The organism is Shewanella marina JCM 15074 (genome assembly GCF_000614975.1).
Classification (GTDB): domain Bacteria; phylum Pseudomonadota; class Gammaproteobacteria; order Enterobacterales; family Shewanellaceae; genus Shewanella; species Shewanella marina.
On record NZ_BALM01000030.1, the window covers coordinates 23917 to 44196 of the forward strand.

At 40.3% G+C, this 20280-nt stretch carries 18 protein-coding genes; 3 read left to right on the plus strand and 15 right to left on the minus strand.

The genetic code is table 11. The features are described from left to right. Positions 1–410: 410 nt before the first annotated feature. On the plus strand, positions 411–1553 hold the full coding sequence (locus JCM15074_RS17185) for a porin (RefSeq protein ID WP_306302237.1): 1143 nt from the start codon (positions 411–413) through the stop codon (positions 1551–1553). Between the two features lie 146 nt (positions 1554–1699). After that, on the plus strand, positions 1700–2368 hold the full coding sequence (locus JCM15074_RS17190) for a LuxR C-terminal-related transcriptional regulator (RefSeq protein WP_025822790.1): 669 nt from the start codon (positions 1700–1702) through the stop codon (positions 2366–2368). An 8-nt stretch (positions 2369–2376) separates the two neighbouring features. On the opposite strand, the gene JCM15074_RS17195 is transcribed toward JCM15074_RS17190, so the two are convergent. The 15 genes from JCM15074_RS17195 to pedF form a co-directional block, all read right to left on the minus strand. After that, entirely contained in the window at positions 2377–4959 is a 2583-nt protein-coding gene (locus JCM15074_RS17195) for a PAS domain-containing hybrid sensor histidine kinase/response regulator (protein ID WP_025822792.1), read from the minus strand. Positions 4960–4969: 10 nt separating this feature from the next. Then, on the minus strand, positions 4970–6154 hold the full coding sequence (nosP, locus tag JCM15074_RS17200; protein ID WP_084267055.1) for a nitric oxide-sensing protein NosP: 1185 nt from the start codon (positions 6152–6154) through the stop codon (positions 4970–4972). 59 nt (positions 6155–6213) lie between these two features. After that, positions 6214–7884, minus strand: a complete 1671-nt coding sequence (locus JCM15074_RS17205; protein ID WP_025822796.1) for an insulinase family protein — start codon at positions 7882–7884, stop codon at positions 6214–6216. Continuing rightward, the gene (locus JCM15074_RS17210; protein WP_025822798.1) at positions 7848–8345 is read right to left on the minus strand and encodes an insulinase family protein; all 498 of its coding nucleotides are present in this window, start codon (positions 8343–8345) and stop codon (positions 7848–7850) included. The genes JCM15074_RS17205 and JCM15074_RS17210 overlap by 37 nt, the downstream gene beginning before the upstream one ends. 9 nt (positions 8346–8354) lie before the next feature. Then, complete coding sequence (pqqE, locus tag JCM15074_RS17215) at positions 8355–9482, minus strand: pyrroloquinoline quinone biosynthesis protein PqqE (protein WP_025822800.1); 1128 nt, start codon at positions 9480–9482, stop codon at positions 8355–8357. Continuing rightward, the gene (gene pqqD, locus JCM15074_RS17220) at positions 9460–9726 is read right to left on the minus strand and encodes a pyrroloquinoline quinone biosynthesis peptide chaperone PqqD (protein WP_025822802.1); all 267 of its coding nucleotides are present in this window, start codon (positions 9724–9726) and stop codon (positions 9460–9462) included. The genes pqqE and pqqD overlap by 23 nt, the downstream gene beginning before the upstream one ends. Next, positions 9723–10391, minus strand: a complete 669-nt coding sequence (gene pqqC / locus JCM15074_RS22820; RefSeq protein ID WP_373278919.1) for a pyrroloquinoline-quinone synthase PqqC — start codon at positions 10389–10391, stop codon at positions 9723–9725. The genes pqqD and pqqC overlap by 4 nt, the downstream gene beginning before the upstream one ends. Before the next feature lie 98 nt (positions 10392–10489). Further along, positions 10490–11407, minus strand: a complete 918-nt coding sequence (gene pqqB, locus JCM15074_RS17230; RefSeq protein ID WP_025822804.1) for a pyrroloquinoline quinone biosynthesis protein PqqB — start codon at positions 11405–11407, stop codon at positions 10490–10492. 64 nt (positions 11408–11471) lie between these two features. Continuing rightward, positions 11472–11543, minus strand: coding sequence for a pyrroloquinoline quinone precursor peptide PqqA (gene pqqA, locus JCM15074_RS25690; RefSeq protein WP_084267056.1), 72 nt, complete (start codon positions 11541–11543; stop codon positions 11472–11474). Between the two features lie 144 nt (positions 11544–11687). Next, positions 11688–12710, minus strand: coding sequence for a 4Fe-4S binding protein (locus tag JCM15074_RS25060; protein ID WP_234400263.1), 1023 nt, complete (start codon positions 12708–12710; stop codon positions 11688–11690). 83 nt (positions 12711–12793) lie between these two features. Further along, the gene (locus tag JCM15074_RS25065) at positions 12794–13741 is read right to left on the minus strand and encodes an FMN-binding protein (protein ID WP_234400264.1); all 948 of its coding nucleotides are present in this window, start codon (positions 13739–13741) and stop codon (positions 12794–12796) included. 105 nt (positions 13742–13846) lie between these two features. Then, entirely contained in the window at positions 13847–15367 is a 1521-nt protein-coding gene (gene exaC, locus JCM15074_RS17240; RefSeq protein ID WP_025822806.1) for an acetaldehyde dehydrogenase ExaC, read from the minus strand. A gap of 211 nt (positions 15368–15578) precedes the next feature. Then, positions 15579–17273 carry a methanol/ethanol family PQQ-dependent dehydrogenase gene (locus JCM15074_RS17245; RefSeq protein WP_373278920.1) on the minus strand — a complete coding sequence of 565 codons (1695 nt, stop codon included), beginning with the start codon at positions 17271–17273 and terminating at the stop codon, positions 15579–15581. Positions 17274–17499: 226 nt separating this feature from the next. Continuing rightward, on the minus strand, positions 17500–18402 hold the full coding sequence (locus tag JCM15074_RS22830) for a substrate-binding periplasmic protein (protein ID WP_051536950.1): 903 nt from the start codon (positions 18400–18402) through the stop codon (positions 17500–17502). Continuing rightward, positions 18392–18871, minus strand: coding sequence for a cytochrome c-550 PedF (gene pedF, locus JCM15074_RS17255; protein WP_025822810.1), 480 nt, complete (start codon positions 18869–18871; stop codon positions 18392–18394). The genes JCM15074_RS22830 and pedF overlap by 11 nt, the downstream gene beginning before the upstream one ends. Before the next feature lie 214 nt (positions 18872–19085). Here pedF and JCM15074_RS17260 point away from each other — a divergent pair, with 214 nt between their 5' ends. Next, positions 19086–20273: an ABC transporter substrate-binding protein gene (locus tag JCM15074_RS17260; RefSeq protein WP_025822812.1), complete on the plus strand. Its 1188-nt coding sequence runs from the start codon at positions 19086–19088 to the stop codon at positions 20271–20273. Positions 20274–20280: the final 7 nt, after the last annotated feature.

Sequence of the window (20280 nt, forward strand, 5' to 3'; positions counted from 1 at the left end):
AGCCTGAGTAATTTACTCGGGCTTTTTTGTATCTGCAATATTTTAAAATTAGTACTTTAGTTGTAATAATTCAACATTGAAAGTAAGTGTTACTTAAATTGTTTAATAGCTTGTTCGTTATTTAGAACGATTTTTTATAATATTTAGTGTTGCTTTTAAATATAGAGCGTTGGTTTTTAGTTATTAAGTTTTATTTTTATCATCACTTTTTTTAATAGAGTAATACTGTCACTAAGTATGATTGGTATTAGTCTTTTAATGAATTTTATTGGTTCCCAATATTAGTAGCATGGTAGTTAATTTATAAATGATCATTGTGTTATTACGAATTAAATAGGCCGATGTTTATTCTATTTATAACCGTAGCTTGTCAATAGATCTATTAACAATACGTGTTAAATTGGAGAAGCATGATGAAAAGTCTATATGTTAAAGCGAGTACCATTTCATTGGCAGTTTCGGCCTTATTTTGTAGTAATGCCATGGCTGCAGTGACTTTGTATGAAGATGATACTAAATCAGTATCATCAGATCTGTTAGTTAATGTTTTTTATGTCAATTCTTCAATTGATACCCCTGCTGGAAATCGCGATCAATCACGCGTTAAAGTAGGTTTTTTGCCAAATTATGTTGGTTTTAATTATAAACAAGAGATTGCAGGGTTAAAGCTTGGTGGGCGAGCATCTTTTTGGGTGACATTAAATGATACCGATGTTAATCGTGGTGCTGAAGGCTTAGGTACTCGTTCAGGGATTGATGTTCGACAATTTTATGCCACCGTAGATGGCAATTGGGGGCAATTACTATTAGGTAAAGATTTTGGTTTATTTGGCCGCAGCAATATATTGAATGACGAGTTACTACTGGGTTACGGTAACTCAAGTGACTCTTTTGGTTTAGTCGATGGTGGTAATGTTTCATTCGGCAATATTGGTAGTGGTTATACCTATCCATTTCCAAAGGCACAGATAACTTACCGCTCGCCAGAAGCCTCTGGTTTTCAAGCGGCTATTGGTATTATGGATCCTAATAAAGCAGATGTAACTAGCTCTGAAGAACGTCCAAGACTTGAAGCTGAATTCACTTATAAAATGAAGTTTAGTGGCGAAAAAGGTAATTTTAATGCTTTTATTAGCGGTGTAACGCAAGAGTCTGAAGTGGGGACTACCACTATTGATTCAACTGGGGTATCAGGTGGGATAAGAGTTGGATTTGCTGGTTTATCGATTAATGCATCTGCGTATAAAACTGAAGGATTAGGCACTGTTGCAGGTTTAGATACGATAGTGGTGACTGAAGATAATGAATCTAAGGGCTATCTTTTACAAGGTGCTTATAAATTCTCTGATGAACGTCTGGTTGTCTCTTATGGTCACACCAAAAATGATGGCGCAGTTAATTTAGGCAAAGAATATGATAATCTCGGTTTTGCTTGGTTTCATAGTTTTAATGCTAATTTCACATCGGTGCTCGAATATAATAAAACTGAAGTAAATAATGGTGATCTTGAAGAAAATAATACAATCTCATTAGGTGCTGTTATTACTTTTTAAAAATATATTGATAAAAGAGTGGTTATAGATGCCATTCTTTTATCAATAATCATTAAAATACCAGCGTTGACATTTATTGTGACTCTGTTAATACTGATGTTGTAAGTATTATGAAAATATTCAAATTATAAAGTCGCGAGGCAATTATGGTTAATATTCTTGTTGCGGATGATCATCCGCTATTCAGAGAAGCTGTTTCTGAAGTATTAGTCAAAAGTTTGCAAGGATGCCATATATTTGAGACAGAAAATGTAGATAGCACTTTACTGTTTGCAAAAGAGAATGATGAAATTGATTTGGTTTTATTAGATTTAAATATGCCTGGTAGTGGTGGTTTAAATACTTTACTTGAACTTAGAAATATTATTCCCACTATTCCTATTGTTATTATATCGGCTGAAAATAATCGTCAAATTATTTTACAAACAATTACTTACGGTGCAGTTGGTTTTATTTCTAAATCGTCCTCGCGTCATGAAATAGGTGAAGCATTACTGCAAGTGCTTGATGGAAACGTTTATTTACCCGCAGATATTATTCGGACAACGCAAAACGCAACTGTGCCAGCAAGACGCAGTAAAGAGGCGCAGATCTCTGCTGAGATGTTGTATACCTTAACTAGAAGGCAATTATTGGTATTAAAAGCGATGGCTCAAGGTGCGTCAAATAAGCAAATTGCCTATGATTTAAATATCTCTGAAACCACAGTGAAGTCGCATGTGTCTGCTATTTTGAAAAAACTCGGCGTGCATAATCGTACCCAAGCGGTTGTTGGCCTGACTAATATCGATTTTGATGTTTACCTAAAACGTTAATCTGTTAACTATTTTTGTTCGTTTTCAAGTAATTGAATCATCGCCATTTTTAATCGAATGGGGATGACTGGTTTATGTAATATTGCGTAATCTAATGCTCTTGCTTCGCGTTTTAGTTTATCGCTTCTGTTAGCCGTTAATAGCAAAGTTGGAATATTACGCACTCGGGTTTGATTAATTTTTTGAGCTAAATCAGTGCCTGTTTGGTCATCGTCTAAATGGTAATCCATAATGAGCATTTCTACTTTAGCTTGACTGATATCCCGTTGCATCTGTAAACCTTGTAGATTGGTTGCCGATACCACTTCACAGCCCCATTTCTCTAATAAAATAGTCATGGCATTACAAATATTGAGATCGTTATCAACCACCCAAACTCTTGCGCCATTGAGTTGCTCGCTTTGAATTGGATTAAATTCAGTCGTTTGATTGACTATTCGCAAGTCTCCTTTTGGCACTCTAACGGAAAATTTTGAACCTTTATTGAGCGTTGATTTTACATTGACTTGATGACCCAATACGGTACTTATTTTATCGACAATGGCTAAGCCAAGCCCGAGTCCGGTTCTATGACTTGTTTTTGATTCTATACGTTTAAACTCTTGGAAAATCTCTTGTTGTTTTTCTTCCGCAATGCCAATTCCTGTATCAAGTACTTCAATTAAAATAGCATGTTCAGATTGTCGGCAACCCAATAACACCTTACCTTGGTTGGTATAGCGCAGTGCATTAGACATCAAATTTCTAATAATGCGTGCCAGTAACTGTGAGTCTGAATAGATAATGCTTGAGCAAGGAACATACCTAATTTCAATATTTTTATCATCAGCTGCTAATTGGAACTCTTTGGCAATATTATCCAGTAACTCACTGACTCTAAATGATTGTTTATCGGCTTTAACTATGCCCGCATCTAATTTTGATATATCCACCAGCATCCCAATTAATGACTCTACATCGGCCAATGAATTTGCGACTGAGTGAACTAATTGCCTCGTTGCGGGGGGCATACGTTGCTCTTGTAGTGAGCCAGTATATAGCTGTGCTGCATTAAGTGGTTGCAGTAAATCATGACTAATTGCGGCTAAGAATTTGGTTTTAGAAAGGTTAGCTTGTTCAGCTTCCTCTTTCGCTTCTAATAGCCGAGATTCTATTTGGCGTCGCTCGTTAATCTCTTCACGTAATTGATTATTCACTTGTTGTAATTGTGAAGTTCGTTCTGTCACGCGTTGCTCAAGGGTTTGATAGGCCTGTTCTAATTTGGCTTTGCTCAGTTTAGATTCAGTAATATCCCAATTAAGTACGAATAACCCCTCTACATGATTGTCACTATTAATATTAGGCACGTAGCTTTTCATCATATGGCAAGCTTGCTGAGCTGCATTGGTTTCTGCAAATTCAAACGTAATTGCTTGGCCATTTAAAGCTTGTTGTAAATAGGGCATTAACCCTTGTAACTCTTGCTCTGGCCGCGAATCAATAATGGATGTATTAAGCAGCTGGCCTCGTTGCCAACCATACCATTGGTCATAAGCCTTATTGGTGAATTGATATTTAAGATCGGCACCAACATAAGCAATGAGTGCCGGCACATTATCAGTAATTAAGCGTAGCCATTGCTCATTTTCAGTGACGGTTTTGGCATATAAATAACTTTCAGTGATATCGGTATAGGTATTTACAAAACCGCCGTCAGCTAAACGGTGGCTGCGTATTTCAATGACTTTATTATCTCTTAGTGTTTGTTCTCTAATGGTGGTTGTCATACTTATTTCAGGTGGATGACAACGGAGATCTAAGGCTAATAATGGGTCGAGTTGAGTAATATTCTTACCGATGATCTCAATCGACGATTGGCACTGGTTGAGTTCGATAAAACGATTATTTGCTATCTGAATTTTACCAGTGCAATCCACCATGATGATCCCTTGTGACAGGTTATCAACCATGGTTTGTAATAATTGAGATTTTTCCGCCATTGCGGCTTCAAATTTGGCTTGTTCTGCTCGTTTTACTAGGGTGATATCTTTATAAAGTACCACTAAGCCACCATCGGCTGTTTCCTTTTCAAGTACTTGTAACCAACGTTTATTGGCATCTTGAAATACCCAACTGTTGGCATTGATATCGAGCTGGTTTTCATTAATTATTACGCCATGCTCGGCTGCCATCTGTTTAATATCATATAGCGTATGATTGGCTGAAATCGTTAGATTATATTGCTGCCAATAATTATCAAAATGTTGATTAGCATAGATAAGCTTATGATTGTGATCGAATAATGCAAAGCCATCTGAAATGGATTCAATGGCATCAATAAAACGTTGATGGGCATATTTGGCGTTATTAGTTGCTTCTAGTAACTGCTGGTTTTTTTGTTCTAATGTATTGAGTGCGGTATTGAGTTCATCGGTTTTATCGCGGACTTGGTCAGCTAAAATAACTGAGTGTTGAAAGGAATGGTAAGGATCATGGTTAAATGACCCTTTAAGTTCGATACGGCTGATCAGTGAATCAATAATCTTTTTCTGTTTTTGATTTTCGAGCTTTAGATTATTTAGTTCGCATTGTAATTGCTCTAATTTAGCCAAAAAACACCCCTTATTTAGGTTTGCCTATCATTACCCCTGTCAGCGTTTGGTTCATATGAACCCCATTTAACTGTTCACCATAAGTATTAAACCCGAGTAAACGATACTTTGAAAATAGTTGGTTTATCTTATTTTCTTGCGCAAGTTGCGATATCTCTAAGTGTCTTAAAAAACAATCACAACCAATCACGACTTCAATTTCGCCAATATTGCGTTGGCGAACTTCAAGTTCACGCTCAATGCTGGCAAAGATGTCACCAGGTTTCATTGCTGTGAGCACGATACCTGTGTCGACGGCGCAATAAAAATCGATACTGTAGTCATCATTTACTTTTTGAATTGAGCGTATATAGAACTCTTTACCTATTTGTACCGCGAGAGGGTTAAGTGCATATATTTCTGGACGTAAGTCCTGTAAATCAATGCCAACCTCTCTGGCATAAACTAATGCTGCAGGTTCAGCATTAAGTTCATAAACGCGTCGTTTTTCGCTATCGGCATGGGTGACCACCAGCTTACGATTTAAGCTTTCAATGTGATGACTGGTAAAAACATCAAATGGACAAGTGGTATTAAAGAGGACGATAACTGCGGCTTCACTATGAAATACGCCATCACTATAAACATGAGTGAAGGCCAAGTTAGTATCATCACCAGCACTGCCTCCAAAATGTGGAATACGACCTAAAGCAATATTCAAGGTTGCAAGAAATGATTCTTCTTGTGGCGATAGACCGTCAATTAAGGTGAGCGCAAAGCTGTTTTGAGTAATTGATGCTTTAGGGTGCTTATTACATTGCTTGATGAGCTCGGCAACGCACAGCTGCGCTTCACTAAAACTAAAGTTATTAAGCGAGGTAATACTGGTAGCAATGGAGAAAACCTGATTATTAAAGCCCAAGGCGCTAATACTGTTGCTGGAATAACCTCGGTCAGTTATCTCCCCTGAAGTAGTGCAGCCCACTACTTTGCGATTGGGAAAAGCCTGTTGGATAGCAGGTCCCAAGGTGGCTAAATCGTAAGACGCGGAACAGAAGAAGATAATCACATCAAGTTCAGGCGCTTTAAGCTGCGCGGCTAACTCTTGTGCGGCGCAATAAGCATTAAGTTGATAGGTTGCCGCAGACGCAACATAAGGCGTTGAGGTTTGCAGGGGAGCGATTATTGTTGAATCAAGTTCACTGGCTTTATTCATATATTGTTCCTGCAAATAAATATCATTATAGGACTTATCTATTTTTAGGCTATTCCGACTTAAGTAGGAATAACCCCACCTTTTGGATTAGGTTTAAGTTGTGATTCTTGATACTCAAGCCAATCGTTAAATTCATCGATAGAGATTGATGGCATAATTAATTGCAGTTGTGAGTGGTGTTTTTGTTTATCGCTAAATAGCTTAATTAAACATTGTTTTAAAGCCTCTAAAGTCAACTTAGGGGCTTGGTCTATCATGCTGTACCATGCGAGCTGTTGCTGTAATGGATCATATTGGTAATCCAGTGCATAAACTTGTCCGGTTAAACGTAGTTGTTGTATCGGTGTTTGTAGCATTAATAATTTAGCTAATACTGTCGCAAATATGGTTTGTTGATTGAAGTTATCGGTATCAACGAGTTGCATGCCTAAACAGCTACTATTTGGCTGTTGATTACTCAATATTCGAGAGTGAGGTTGAGCGATAGACGAAATGTTATCAGCAATTAATTTTTGATTTAGCTCGATTTTAATAGACTCTTGTTGCTGTATTAATGCCATTAAATTGATGCTGTGTGTAAATGAATATTGGCAATGTTTATGAGTGAAGGTTTGTTGGATTAATTGCTGTATGGGATGACAAGATGGCATGACGTCTGATGTTAGAGGGAGTGTTTGTGAGAGTTGTTGCAGCCAATAACCATTGAGCGCCTTACTATGCTGATGATGACAGATAAGTATTAAGCTGGTACTGCCACCTTGTTGGGTTAGATGACTACTGCAGGCCAGTTGCTGTTGCTGACAATATAATTGAGTTAGTTGTTGTAGCTGGACGAGGTATAGCCTCATAGCTTGAATCAATTGCGGTTTATTTGAGGTTATAGTTAATTGGATTTGCTGAGGCTCAATCTGCAACCACTGCCATTTTTTCCCAGATACCAATTGCGTCACGGCTGTTTTGGGGCGCAGTTGCGACAAACCATTAGCCGTTAATTGTTGTATCAGTGCTGCTATTGGTTGTTTTTCATTTATCTTAATATCAGGAGACTGAACTAATTGCCACTGGTTGAGTGATTGCTCAAATTGCTGATAAAGATGGGCGAGATCCTTGCCGGATTTTTGATATTGTTGGCGCCAATATTCAGTGCCTAATAACGCTAAATAATAATGATATTGTGCTGTTGATTGCGTAGCTAATGAGTTGACTAGTAGTTTTAGTAACTTTTGTTTTAGTAACTCTGGTTGCCGTAAGCTCGAATCAATAGTTTGCTTTTGATGTGAGTGAATTCGAATAGGAGTAATCCAAGCTAGATCTAATGGTTGATTCACCAGTGTTAGTTGGTGCTGCGCTAACCAGTCTTGTGCATCCTTGTCATGTTGTAAGAAGCTGTATAAAAACCATTTCATTTGCTGTGATAGGGTGTCACCTAACTCAATGGTAGTTTGCGATGATGGCTTTGTTGCTTGGTACAATAATTTGGGATCTGTGTTTGGTTGCAATGGTTTTAAATGAGTCAGGCTTTGTGCAACTATTTGCCATAGTGATGACAGTGACCATGCACCACTGCTAATTAATGTCATATATTGCGGCCGATAGCAGCGGTTATGATAATGGCGTAGTTGATTGATATTGAGCTGGCTAATGGTACTGGGTAAACCGCCATAAAATGGATATCGCTGGCTAAATTGTTCGTCTAACTCAATCTGTTGCGCAAACTCTTTATTCGCCATATGGCTTGCATTTCGTTGTATAACACTCCGCGCCATTGATTACTGGGATGATAAATCTCATGATTAAAATCTTTCAGTTTTAAATTGGGGTTACAGATACTGTGACTGATAAAATCGAGCAGCTTTAATGCGGTTGGCGCTTGTGTGGTGGCAAAGTGAAAACGCGTATCGGTTAATTGGGTACTGGCATTAAAGTGTTGATAGTCGGCTATTGCACGATGCTGTAAAAAACTATTCGGCTGCGGGTATTTTATATTGCCGCGCAAAATCATATGTTCGAGCGCATGACTCATACCGCTATCATCATTAACTGGGGTATTGATGATAAAACTAGCGCAAAAAGGCTGTTTATTGCTGGTGGTCTTATGCCAATGGCGCAAGCCACTTTGATGACGAAAACACTGCCACAGTGCACCATCAGCATCAGTTTGTTGAGTTAATAAGATAAAGCCATGGGGCATTAATACCTCTTATATTTGTTTGCTCGACATAATTATTAAACTGTTTTTTAAGGTTCGGCTCATTATTTCAGAGTGATGCATTAATGAAGCATGTTCAACCGCTTTAGTGATTTGATGATGTTGTGGCGATTTACTGCAAACCGGATCGGTATTATCGGCATTACCCGTTAACAATAATGCCTGACAGCGGCAACCACCAAAGTCTTGCTCCTTTTCATCACAACTCTTACAAGGTTCGACCATCCAATCAAAACCGCGATAATGGTTAAAGCTATCTGACTCATACCAAATATGTTCGAGACTATGTTGCTTAACATTCAAAAATGGCAAGTCGAGCAGTGCCGCACTATGGCAAGGTAATGCCATACCATTAGGGGCAATGTTGATAAAAATACTGCCCCAGCCACTCATGCAGGCTTTGGGTCTGGTTTCATAATAATCTGGGGTAACAAAGATAAACTTAGGTGCGGTATTGGATTGCTGCAGCCTAAATTGATTCACTTGCTGCTCAGCTAGGCGAACCTGTTGCAGCGTTGGTAGTAAATGATCTCTATTTTGTAATGCCCAACCATAATATTGGGCAGTGGCGAGTTCGACAAAGTCAGCTTCTAATTGGCAGCTTAATGCCATTATTTGCGGTATTTGCTCAATATTCTGTTTGCTAATCACAAAGTTAAGCACCATAGGGAAACCATATTGTTTAACTAATTTGGCCATCTTTTGTTTTTGTTCAAAGGCCGCTTTTTTACCAGCAATAGCATCGTTGCTGGTTTGATCGGCTGATTGAAAACTAATTTGAATATGATCTAAGCCTGCTTGTTTGAGTGACTTTATTCGTTTTTCGGTTAAGCCGATACCAGATGTGATGAGGTTGATATAAAAACCAAGTTCTCTGGCTTTTTTGATAATGATCTCTAAGTCTTTACGCAGTAATGGTTCGCCGCCAGATAACCCTAATTGCACAGCCCCAAGCGCCCTTGCTTCGATTAGTACCTTTAACCAAGTTTCAGTATCTAATTCTTCTTGTTTATTACCTAAATCAATAGGATTGGCGCAATAACTACAATGCAATGGACAGCTATAGGTCAATTCTAATAATAACCACAGTGGAGGATTAACAGATCCAGCGTTTGTCATAGGCGACCTTTATAAATTGATAGACATCTTCATTGAGACTAGGAGCATCAGGGTAACGTTGGCTAAGCTGATTAATGACCTGTTGAACAGAAGCTTTACCATCTAAAAGTTCGAGGATCTCCGCTGCCGTAGGGCTGAGTTTGACCATGCCTTCTGGAAACAACAATACATGTGATTTTTGTGCAGGCTCATATTGCATACGGTAACTTGGGTTGAGTGTCAGGACTGAGTCTGGATCGGTCATAACTGTAATCCTTTATGATATTCCAAATGTTTAGATACGGTATGAAATGGCGGCCGCTCTAGTTCATAAGCCATAGTCATGGCATCTAGCATGCTCCAAAGAATATCGAGCTTAAATTGTAAAATCTCTAATGCTTGTTGTTGTTTTTCTGCCGTATCGAAATAATCTAAGGTGATCTGTAAGCCATGATTAACATCACGCCGAGCTTGGCTTAATCGTTGTTGAAAGTAGGTCAGTCCATCTTTGGCTATCCACGGGTAATGTTGTGGCCAAGTATCTAATCTTGATTGATGAATTTCAGGCGCAAAGAGTTCCGTTAATGAAGAGCATGCAGCTTGTTGCCAATTGGCACGTCGCGCAAAGTTAACATAAGCATCGACGGCAAAGCGGACTCCAGGGAGGACATATTTTTGATCCAATACTTCTTGTCTGTCTAAGCCTACTGCTTCTGCTAATTTGAGCCATGCTTCAATGCCACCGTAATCCTCTTGCAGGCTAGCGTGGCCATCATGATCGAGAATACGTTGTACCCACTCTCGACGTACATTTATATCCTGACAGTTAGCTAAAATCGCGGCATCTTTTAAGGGAATATTGATTTGATAATAAAAGCGATTAGCCACCCAACCTCGGATCTGTTCTGGGCTGCATTGCCCTTGATACATAGCTTGATGGTAGGGTGATGAATATGATAAAGTCGACCTTTGTTTTTTAAGGCTAATTCAAATTGTTCTCGGCTCATGATAGCTTGCATTGCATACTCCTATAGCTGAATTAACATGCCATCAAATGACACCTCGACTCCTGCTGCTAATGTTTGCGCATACTCGACTGAATCCTCATCTAAAATAGGATTGGTGTTATTGATATGAATAAGGATTTTTCTTAAGTGGGGAAATTGCGATAACAGTGCAATCATACCTTTATCGCCAGCAACAGACATATGACCCATTTGTGAGCCTAATTGGCTACCGAGGCCTCGTGTAATCATTTCATCATCTTGCCACAGCGTACCATCCACCATGGCGCAATCTGCTTGATCTAATGCCTGTAATACTTCGTCATTGGTAATCCCTAAACCGGGCGCATAAAACAGGCTTTTACCATGACGTTTATCGGTAATGCGTAGGCCTATACTGTCACCAATATGGTAATTATTGCGGTGTGGTGAATAAGGCGGAGCATTTGATTGTAAAGGTACAGGGGTAAATTCAAGTTGAGGGCAGCAATCAATCATAAATGGGTCACAAGGGCTGACATTAATGGCATGCCTTTGATAGCCACCATGCCAATGCTGCATCATAGTCAGAATAGGGTAATGCTGACATAAATCATCATTTACCATATCGGTACAATATAAATTGAGTGGTAAGCCTTCACGTAAAATAATTAAGCCGGTGGTATGGTCTATTTGGCTATCGGTGACAATCACTGCGCCAATACCTGAACCTCTAACACCATCAGCTTGTGCCAGTGGTTTATTGTCATTTATCTGCTGACGAATATCTGGTGAAGCGTTGATTAAGATCCAGTTTTTACCATCATCACTGACGGCTATTGAGGATTGGCTTCTAGGTTTAGTATTAATGGTGCCATTTCGTGCCCCCTTACACATCTCGCAATGACAGTTCCATTGGGGAAAACCTCCTCCCGCAGCTGAACCTAATACCAATATCTGCATATAAGCCTACCTGTTTGTTGTGTCATAAGGGGATTGCCTCCAATACGGCTAGAGGCATAGATAACTAACGATTACTGATATAAAGCGTAACTTCAAAACCAAGTCGAAGTTCTTGATAGCTAGGTTTTACCCACATAATGGCCTCCTAGAAGTGCGGTAGTGAAGAGGTAACTCATCCTCATGTTTAAGAATATGGATCTGCTGTAATAATTAATATGCTACTTTGGGATGAAAAAACTAATGCCTATGATGAGATATAGTTTCTTTTTAAAACAAATGGTTAACTAGCTTGAGTCGCTATTCGGTTTGATTTTCGGCGGGCGTATTTGTCAACCACACAGATATTTTTGTCTTCAATAATGGTTAAGCAGTCAAAACATTGAATACATTCATCATAATCAATTTTACCGCTTGGTTTGATAGCATTAATCTGACATTTCTTGTGGCATAACTGGCATGGATTACCACACTCTTGACGCCGTTTAAGCCAACTAAATAATCTAAATTTACCTAATATTGCCAGTCCGGCTCCTAAGGGACAGAGATAACGGCAATAGAACTTATGGATAAAAAGGCTTAATCCTAATATTAAAATGGCATACAGGGTAAAAGGCCAATAGCGGTTAAAATTCATGGTAATAGCGGTTTTAAAGGGCTCTATTTCGGCTAAGGTTTCTGCCCATGTGAGCGAGTAGAATGAGGTTGCAACCAAGCCCATTAGCAGCGGATATTTTAACCATTGCAGTTGCTGGTGGCGTTGATTGGAAATACGCCATTGTTTGATGTTAACTTGCCGTGCGAACTTACCAATGAGTTCTTGTATCGCCCCAAATGGGCAAAGCCAACCACAAAATAATCCTCGTCCCCATAGAAATAGGCTAACAAACACAAAGCTCCATAGGATAAATATAACGGGGTCGAGTAAAAAGACATTGATATCGAATCCCTGCCACAGCGATAGCAGTAAGGTGTAGATATTCACTACAGATAACTGCCCTTGGGCATAGTAGCCAATAAAACCTATGCTAAAGAGCAAACTTGCCCATCTTATCGGCACTAAAAATTGGCCATAATGTTGCGCTAGTTTATGTTGAAAAATAAACAATAAACTTAATAAAACTAAGTAGGTAGAGATAACAATGATGGTTATTTTTCTCTCTAACCAGAGTCGTTGCCAAAGCGGTAATGGTGCGGCAGCGGGTTTGATGGTTTGGTACAAACTTGCGGGTAATTGATAGTTAGTATTGAGAGGCTGATGCTTAACCTGCATAAAACTGGTTTGAATTGGAATATTAAGCTGCATTTGCAATGGCTGTGCAGGATTAAAACCACTGCTGGATTTAAGTCTAAAGACTCGTATTTCATTAAATTTAGGCGTATCACTGCTTAACTGGGGATCAAAAAACTATAAAAATCGATATCCCTAATATCGACGGCGAATCCTGATTGGGACAGGTTAAATCGAGTCGGTGATGTGCCTGTAATAAAGTCATCTGCAATAAAATGGTATTGCCCAGCAGAGAACAACATTAATGCTATTTCGCCCTCTGCCAGCGTGTCGAGCAAACGTTGATATTCTGCTTGGCCTAATAGATTTTGACCGACCATGGCTGGATTCAGTACCGCTGCATAGATATCAATAAAATCAGCCGAGGGAGCTATTTGAGTTTGTGTTGCCAACAAATTTGTTGGGATATCTAATAATAGAGCCGCTTGTTGGCTTGATAATTGCCAACGATAGATAAGTTGTTGCTGGAGTAATTGTGTAAACGTTAAAGGGGTGAAGTTATTCAGGATTAATTGGCTGTTTGCTTGATCTTGAAAGCCACTGAGTTTAGCGCGAGCTACTTGAGTTGCAGCATTAATGATGGTGTCATTAATGATCATTACTGATACGGTTGCCTTACTTATACCGTCTAAGTAAACCGTGGTGCCATCATTTATTTTAGTTTGAGTCGAGCCCACTAAAAAACGCTGTTTAATCTGCTGATTAAAGTATTGCGCAATAAACTCCAACATCACCTTTTCGCCTAACCCATGTAGAAAAATAGGTTCGTTATGGCTGATGATTTCAATCCCTTTAATCACACCTATGGTATTTAGCCCAACCCGTAAATTGATAGGTTGACCTGAGAACCCTGGGAAGTTAACTAAATCATTTGTTTCAAATAGATAACCGATCAACTGATTGAGTTGATAAACCTCTGTGACAGGTAAAGTGGTTGGTGCGAGCATCCGTGTTGCATTAGGGAAAATACGTTCAACTTCAGGACTGATATCTTGCCATTGTTGCGCCAACAGGATGGGGCAATAACTGAGATAAAACGTTAACAAAAATCTGAAACAGATTTTGTTAACGTAAGTGAGGTCATCTGCTTAAGTGTCATTGTTAGATAAATTAAGCCAACTCAACAGCTGCTGAATTGGCTCTATTGTGGTTTAGAAGAAACCTAAAGGAGACGCACTATAACTGACCAATAAATTTTTCGTTTGTTGATAATGATTAAGCATCATATGGTGGTTTTCACGACCAATACCTGATTTTTTGTAACCGCCAAAGGCTGCGTGAGCAGGGTATAGGTGATAACAGTTAGTCCATACGCGTCCAGCTTGGATGCCACGTCCCATGCGGTAAGCTTTATTCATATCACGGGTCCATAAACCTGCGCCTAACCCATAAATACTGTCATTAGCGATAGCCAGTGCTTCTTCTTCTGTTTTAAAGGTAGTGATACCGACAACAGGACCAAAAATCTCCTCTTGGAACACGCGCATATGATTGGCGCCTTTGAGCAATGTCGGTTGGATATAGAAACCATCATTTAAGCCATCGCCCGCATTGGCTTTGTTACCACCAATGAGGACTTCTGCACCTTCATCACGACCAATATCAATATATGACAGGATTTTTTCATATTGCACTAGGCTTACTTGTGCACCTACTTGGCTATTGGTATCAAGTGGATTGCCTTGTTTAATGGTTTCGATACGGGCAATAAGTTTTTCAACAAAGGCATCGTAAATTGATTCTTGTACCAAAATACGTGATGGACAGGTACATACTTCGCCTTGGTTTAAGAATGCCAGTGCAGCACCCTCTAAACATTTATCAAAGTATTCATCTTCATAGTTGAGCACATCTTCAAAGAAGATATTAGGCGACTTACCACCTAACTCCACCGTGGCTGGGATCATATTGTCTGATGCAAGATTAAGCACATGGCCACCGACTAAACTTGAACCGGTAAAGGCGAGTTTGGCAATACGCGTAGAGCTTGCTAGGGCTTCACCAGCCTCTTTACCATAACCGTGTACCACATTGAGTACTCCAGGTGGCAGTAAGTCTGCAACTAACTCGAGGAATAAGCAGATTGAAAGCGGCGTTTGTTCAGCAGGTTTAAGTACAATACAGTTACCGGCAGCAAGTGCTGGTGGAATTTTCCAAGCTGACATCAGTAGTGGGAAGTTCCATGGAATAATCTGACCAACAACACCAAGAGGCTCATGAAAATGATATGCCACAGTGGTGCTATCAATTTCGCTATGGCCACCTTCTTGAGCGCGAATACAACCTGCAAAGTAACGGTAATGATCAACTGCCAGAGGTAAATCAGCAGCCAAAGTTTCACGAATACATTTACCGTTATCCCATGTTTCAGCTAACGCCATTTTTTCTAGATTTGCTTCCAGCACGTCGGCAATTTTCAATAGAATATTTGAGCGTTCGGTAACTGATGTTGCGCCCCAACTGGCTTTCGCCGCATGAGCCGCATCAAGTGCTTTTTCAATATCTGCTGCAGTTGAACGTGGCACTTCACAGATTTTATCGCCATTAACAGGTGAATGATTATCAAAGTATTGCCCTTCAACTGGCGCAGTCCATTGACCATTAATATAGTTTTCATAGCGGGGTTTGATATCAATAATTGATTCAGGTGTGCCTGGTTGTGCGTAAATCATATGTTCACCTCGTCAGTGTCTCGTATTGTTCACCTTAATTTGTGGCACTGTTGTTATATAAATATGTGCCATATCATTTCATTTTAGAGAGGGGGTATGGGGTTAACTATCGCCACATGGTTGGCAAAATTTCATACTTTGGGAGGGGATTAGGTAAATAAGGTTTATTAAAATAAAAAGCCTACATTTTGTAGGCTTTATTCGATGTTAATTATGATTTCGGTAGTTTAAAGGTCCACACCATGCCACCTTGGTTAAAGTGTTTGACTCGTTTAGCGACATCGCCGCCCCATAACGGTACTGCGCCACCCCAGCCAGATAACACGCTAACATATTGCTCGCCATCCATAGTCCATGTGACAGGGCTGCCAACAATGCCTGAGCCGGTATTGAATTTATAAAGCACTTCACCTGTCTTATCATCAAAGGCCATTAGATAACCCTCGGGGTTTCCGGCAAACACTAGCCCACCCGCGGTTGTCAGTACACCGCCCCACAGTGGTGCGTAGTTTTTATAATCCCATACGACTTTACCAGTCTTGGGATCAATGGCTCTTAATACCCCAATATAATCTTCATTAATGGCTTTAATGGTAAATCCTGCACCTAAGTAAGCCGCGCCTTTTTTATAAGCAGTTGGCTCGTTCCAAATATCCATTTGCCACTCATTTGATGGCACATAAAATAGACCTGTTTTTTGACTATAAGCCATTGGCATCCAGTTTTTGCCGCCTAAAAATGAAGGTGCTGCTACAACGGTTTTCCCCTGCTTGGCATTACTTGGGTCGCCGGGGCGGTTACTAGGATCAAATTGTGGTCGACCTTGTTTATCTAAGCCCTTGGCCCAACTGATCTTATCTACAAAAGGAAAGCCGCGAATAAACTCGCCATTAGTACGGTTTAATACATAGAAAAAGCCGTTACGATCTGCGGTTGCAGCTGCTTTAACGGTTTTGCCATTTTCTTGGTAGTTAAATGAAATTAATTCATTTACACCATCATAATCCCAACCATCATGTGGTGTTGTTTGAAAGTGCCAAACAATTTTGCCATCGTCAGGATCAATCCCCAGTCGTGATGATGAAAACAGGTTATCACCCGGGCGCATGTAGGAATTCCAAGGCGCAGGGTTACCCGTACCGAAGTAAAGCAGATCGGTATCAGGATCATAGGTGCCCCCTAACCAAGGTGCTGCGCCGCCATGTTTCCATAACTCCGCAGGCCAAGTGCGTCCCGGTGCGCCACCTGATATCCCCGTTTCAACTTTTTTGCCATCTTGCCATGCATAGCCCATATGGCCTTCAACGGTGGGGCGTTCCCATGCCTTTGCTCCTGTTTTGGCGTCATAAGCTATAACACGACCGACAATACCAAACTCACCACCTGATAAACCGGTAATGACTTTGCCTTTAACTACAATGGGCGCGGCTGTGATGGAGTAACCGGCTTTGTAATCAGCGACTTTTTTCTTCCAACGTACCTTACCTGTTTTAGCATCCAGTGCCACCAGCTTGGCATCTAAAGTGCCGAAGATGACGAGATCGCCATAAAGGGCGACACCACGGTTAACGACATCACAACAAGGCATAATGCCATCGGGTAAACGAGCGTCATATTGCCAAATTTCATCACCGGTTTTGGCATCGATAGCAAATACTCTCGAATATGAGCCTGTCACATACATGACACCATCATTGATCATGGGTTGGGACTCTTGGCCTCGTTGTTTTTCTCCTCCGAGAGAAAAGGCCCATACAGGTCTTAACTGTTTGACATTTTTGGCGGTCAGTTTATCAATATTACTGTAGCGTTGAGCTTCAAGCCCTAAGCCGTTAGTGAGCACGTTTTCTGGGGTTTTTTGATCATTAAGTAGATCTTTATCTGTCACATCTGCAGCGATTGTCATACTTGAATACAATGCTGTTATTGCCAGAGTGAGACAGCTAATCTTCTTGATTGACTCCATAATTTAACCTCTAGTTTTAGTTAATCTTAGAATCACAGATGTCTATTCCTACTCAGCTACAGACATGGTGGTGGTTGATACTGTTATAAATTCTATGCCAATGGCTATTTTGATAAATGAGTCAGTGGTTAGTTTTTCGCCCTCCATTAGCAGGAGTTCAGGCTTACTACTTAAGTAGTGATTTATTGGTATAACTCAGGCTGCTGATAACTGACACCAAATTGCGTTGCCCATTGGTGTAGATGTTGCTGTTTAAGTTGATTGAGCAATATGTCTTCGATGGCGTAGCGAGTTGTCGATAATCATTACCGACAGCCATGCCAATATCCCATTTATAAGTATCAAACAGCGGATAGGTTTGTTGTGAGATATGAGTTTGCTGTGGGTGTTGCTGATGTAACCATTCAATTTGTGATTTTATGCCCATGACGGCATCAACCGCATTGGTTTGGGTCATTGCCGCAAAGGCATCTCTAATATCGAGATAGGTTTTAGTATTATTACGTAAGCGACCATTGAAGGCGGTGGTGAGATAGAACTGTGGCGCTGAATCAATCTCTACGCCGATTTTATGGTATTGAAATACTGCCATGGTGGCGATTTGCTCAAGCTTATTGGGGTTATAAGCTATTTGCCAACGTTCTTGTTGATAGGGGGCAAACATATGTACTTGCTCATGGACTAGCAAGCCTTGGTCATCTCGCATTTGCGCATAGTTTTTATCGTAGGGGATACGCAACATTAAGTCTGCTTTGACACGCGTACCATCATTGGTATGCAAGTTATTACCTTTCCATAGGTACATACGCAGATCATCTGCGGTTGTTTCCCCTGGCGTCGCCCATAGCAGTGTCAATTTGACCCCCAAACCATGAGCAATAGCATTGGCTAAGTGAATATCAATTCCTTTTGCTTGGCCATTTTGCTCAAATGAATAGGGCGGAAAATCACGATAGACGGCGATGGTAATTTCATTCGCTGCAATGATGTCATCATAAGATCTCGCCTGTGCGAATTGACTCAAACTGACGAGAATCATAATGATGATGAGACAGGTTTTATTGCTCATTTTGTGGGGCCACAGATTCTAACCAGCTACGAATTGCCCATAGTGCTTCTTGATTCAGATGTTCAGTCATTTTAGGCATATATACGGCACCATTACGTACAGCCCCATTCTGAACGCGATAGACATACCATTCATCACCATCATAATCCGTCGGTAGAATACGTAAATCAGGTGCTATGCCACCTGAAATACCTTCTAAACCATGGCAACGTGCACAGTTTTGATTATATGCAGATGCCCCAATTCGTAAGATCTCCGCTTTAGCTTCGCCTGTTTGGTCGCGATAAGGATTGGTTTCTTGCCACTCATCGCCTAAGGCTGGAATGGTGCTCGTGTCAATTGATTGTGGCGTGACATCACCGTGTGCCAGCGCGAGGTTACTGGTTAATACAAGTAATAACCCCAGAAATGGCAGAGGCAATTTTTTGAGTAAATGAGTGAGTTGTTGCAGTGAGTATGCATGATTCATTGCTGCCACCTTTTTATATGTGATTAGCTTTATGCTTAGCTTCATACTAGAAAAAATGTAGCGAATACAGAATCGTACCAAAGCTTGTTAGCGTCTCATCCTTTAGGAGGAAAGCGGCGATATTTCATGTTTAAAAATTGTATTAGAGTGAACACTTATCATACAGTGAGTCGTACAGTTTTTTAATTGTCCTCAAGCTGGAGATGTTTCTTTTATGAATCGTATCCAAATGATATTAAATATTTTTTTATTATTTTGGTGGGTGTTATTACCACAGTTAGTGATGGCTAAACCGCTCACACTCAAACTTGCTATTTTAGTGGAAACGCCCACTTTTGCCTCTGCTGTCCCCGATTATTTAAGACCAGCTGCGGATCAGGGGATTGCAGGGGCAAAGCAAGCGATTGCTGACAGTAACCGTACCGGTAAATTCTTAAAACATCATTATCAATTGCAATCATTTAGCGCTGAATCAACAACGGAGCTAGTTGCTCAAGCTTTGTTATGGCAACAACAAGCCATCGATATCATGTTGGTTGATGTGAGTAGTGATTCTTTAGTGCAATTGCGACAGCAGTTAGCTGCGGATGTGTTGTTAGTCAATATTGGTAATCGTGACAATCAATTTAGGACTAAAAACTGTTTACCGAATACTTTACATATTAGTGCCAGTTATTCGATGCAGACTGATGCTTTAGCACAATGGCTCAAACAGCGCCGCTTTAATAAAGTATTGCTTATAAGCGGCAATACGATTGAGGACAAGCTTTATACGGCAGCAGTAAAACAGAGTTTGACTAAGTTTGCATTGCAATTGGTGGCACAAAAAAAATGGAGTTTTAACACCGATTTACGCCGGGTTGCAGGTAAGGAGTTACAGGCTTTTACTCAGGTTGATGATTACGACGTGGTGTGGGTGGCAGATAAAGCCCAATTATTTGGTCAAAACCTAGCTTATAACACATGGTTATCTCGTTTAGTGGTTGGCACTAACGGCTTACGTGCCAATGAGTGGAGTTATGTCATTGAGGCGTGGGGCGCAGCGCAATTACAAAATCGTTTCTATCAACAGTTTGAGCGTCATATGAGTGCCAAGGATTATAACGCTTGGTTAGCTGTGCGAGCATTAACAGAAGCGATGACTCAAGTTCAAACCAATCAAACACAATTACTGAGCCAATATATGTTAAGTGACCAATTTTCATTGGCGGCATATAAAGGCCGTAAGTTGAGTTTTCGTGCTTGGAATGGGCAATTGCGACAACCTATGCCGTTAACTCAAGCGCAGGCTTTGGTAACGACAGCACCGATAGCAGGTTTTTATCATCCTCGTAGTGAACTGGATACGCTTGGTATTGATAAGCCATTGAGCCGCTGTAATTTAATGCAGACGTTCCAATAAATAAGGA

What these genes read in the sequence shown, in the direction of transcription:
- pqqD (WP_025822802.1), bottom strand. Translation starts at nt 9,726, where the DNA reads ATGACCGATCCAGACTCAGTCCTGACACTCAACCCAAGTTACCGTATG.
- pqqB (WP_025822804.1), bottom strand. Translation starts at nt 11,407, where the DNA reads ATGCAGATATTGGTATTAGGTTCAGCTGCGGGAGGAGGTTTTCCCCAA.
- JCM15074_RS17210 (WP_025822798.1), bottom strand. Translation starts at nt 8,345, where the DNA reads ATGCCCCATGGCTTTATCTTATTAACTCAACAAACTGATGCTGATGGT.
- pqqC (WP_373278919.1), bottom strand. Translation starts at nt 10,391, where the DNA reads ATGTATCAAGGGCAATGCAGCCCAGAACAGATCCGAGGTTGGGTGGCT.
- JCM15074_RS17205 (WP_025822796.1), bottom strand. Translation starts at nt 7,884, where the DNA reads ATGGCGAATAAAGAGTTTGCGCAACAGATTGAGTTAGACGAACAATTT.
- JCM15074_RS17190 (WP_025822790.1), top strand. Translation starts at nt 1,700, where the DNA reads ATGGTTAATATTCTTGTTGCGGATGATCATCCGCTATTCAGAGAAGCT.
- JCM15074_RS17245 (WP_373278920.1), bottom strand. Translation starts at nt 17,273, where the DNA reads ATGACAATCGCTGCAGATGTGACAGATAAAGATCTACTTAATGATCAA.
- pqqE (WP_025822800.1), bottom strand. Translation starts at nt 9,482, where the DNA reads ATGACAAACGCTGGATCTGTTAATCCTCCACTGTGGTTATTATTAGAA.
- pedF (WP_025822810.1), bottom strand. Translation starts at nt 18,871, where the DNA reads ATGAATCATGCATACTCACTGCAACAACTCACTCATTTACTCAAAAAA.
- JCM15074_RS17185 (WP_306302237.1), top strand. Translation starts at nt 411, where the DNA reads ATGATGAAAAGTCTATATGTTAAAGCGAGTACCATTTCATTGGCAGTT.
- JCM15074_RS17260 (WP_025822812.1), top strand. Translation starts at nt 19,086, where the DNA reads ATGAATCGTATCCAAATGATATTAAATATTTTTTTATTATTTTGGTGG.
- exaC (WP_025822806.1), bottom strand. Translation starts at nt 15,367, where the DNA reads ATGATTTACGCACAACCAGGCACACCTGAATCAATTATTGATATCAAA.
- JCM15074_RS25060 (WP_234400263.1), bottom strand. Translation starts at nt 12,710, where the DNA reads ATGCAGCTTAATATTCCAATTCAAACCAGTTTTATGCAGGTTAAGCAT.
- JCM15074_RS22830 (WP_051536950.1), bottom strand. Translation starts at nt 18,402, where the DNA reads ATGAGCAATAAAACCTGTCTCATCATCATTATGATTCTCGTCAGTTTG.
- nosP (WP_084267055.1), bottom strand. Translation starts at nt 6,154, where the DNA reads ATGAATAAAGCCAGTGAACTTGATTCAACAATAATCGCTCCCCTGCAA.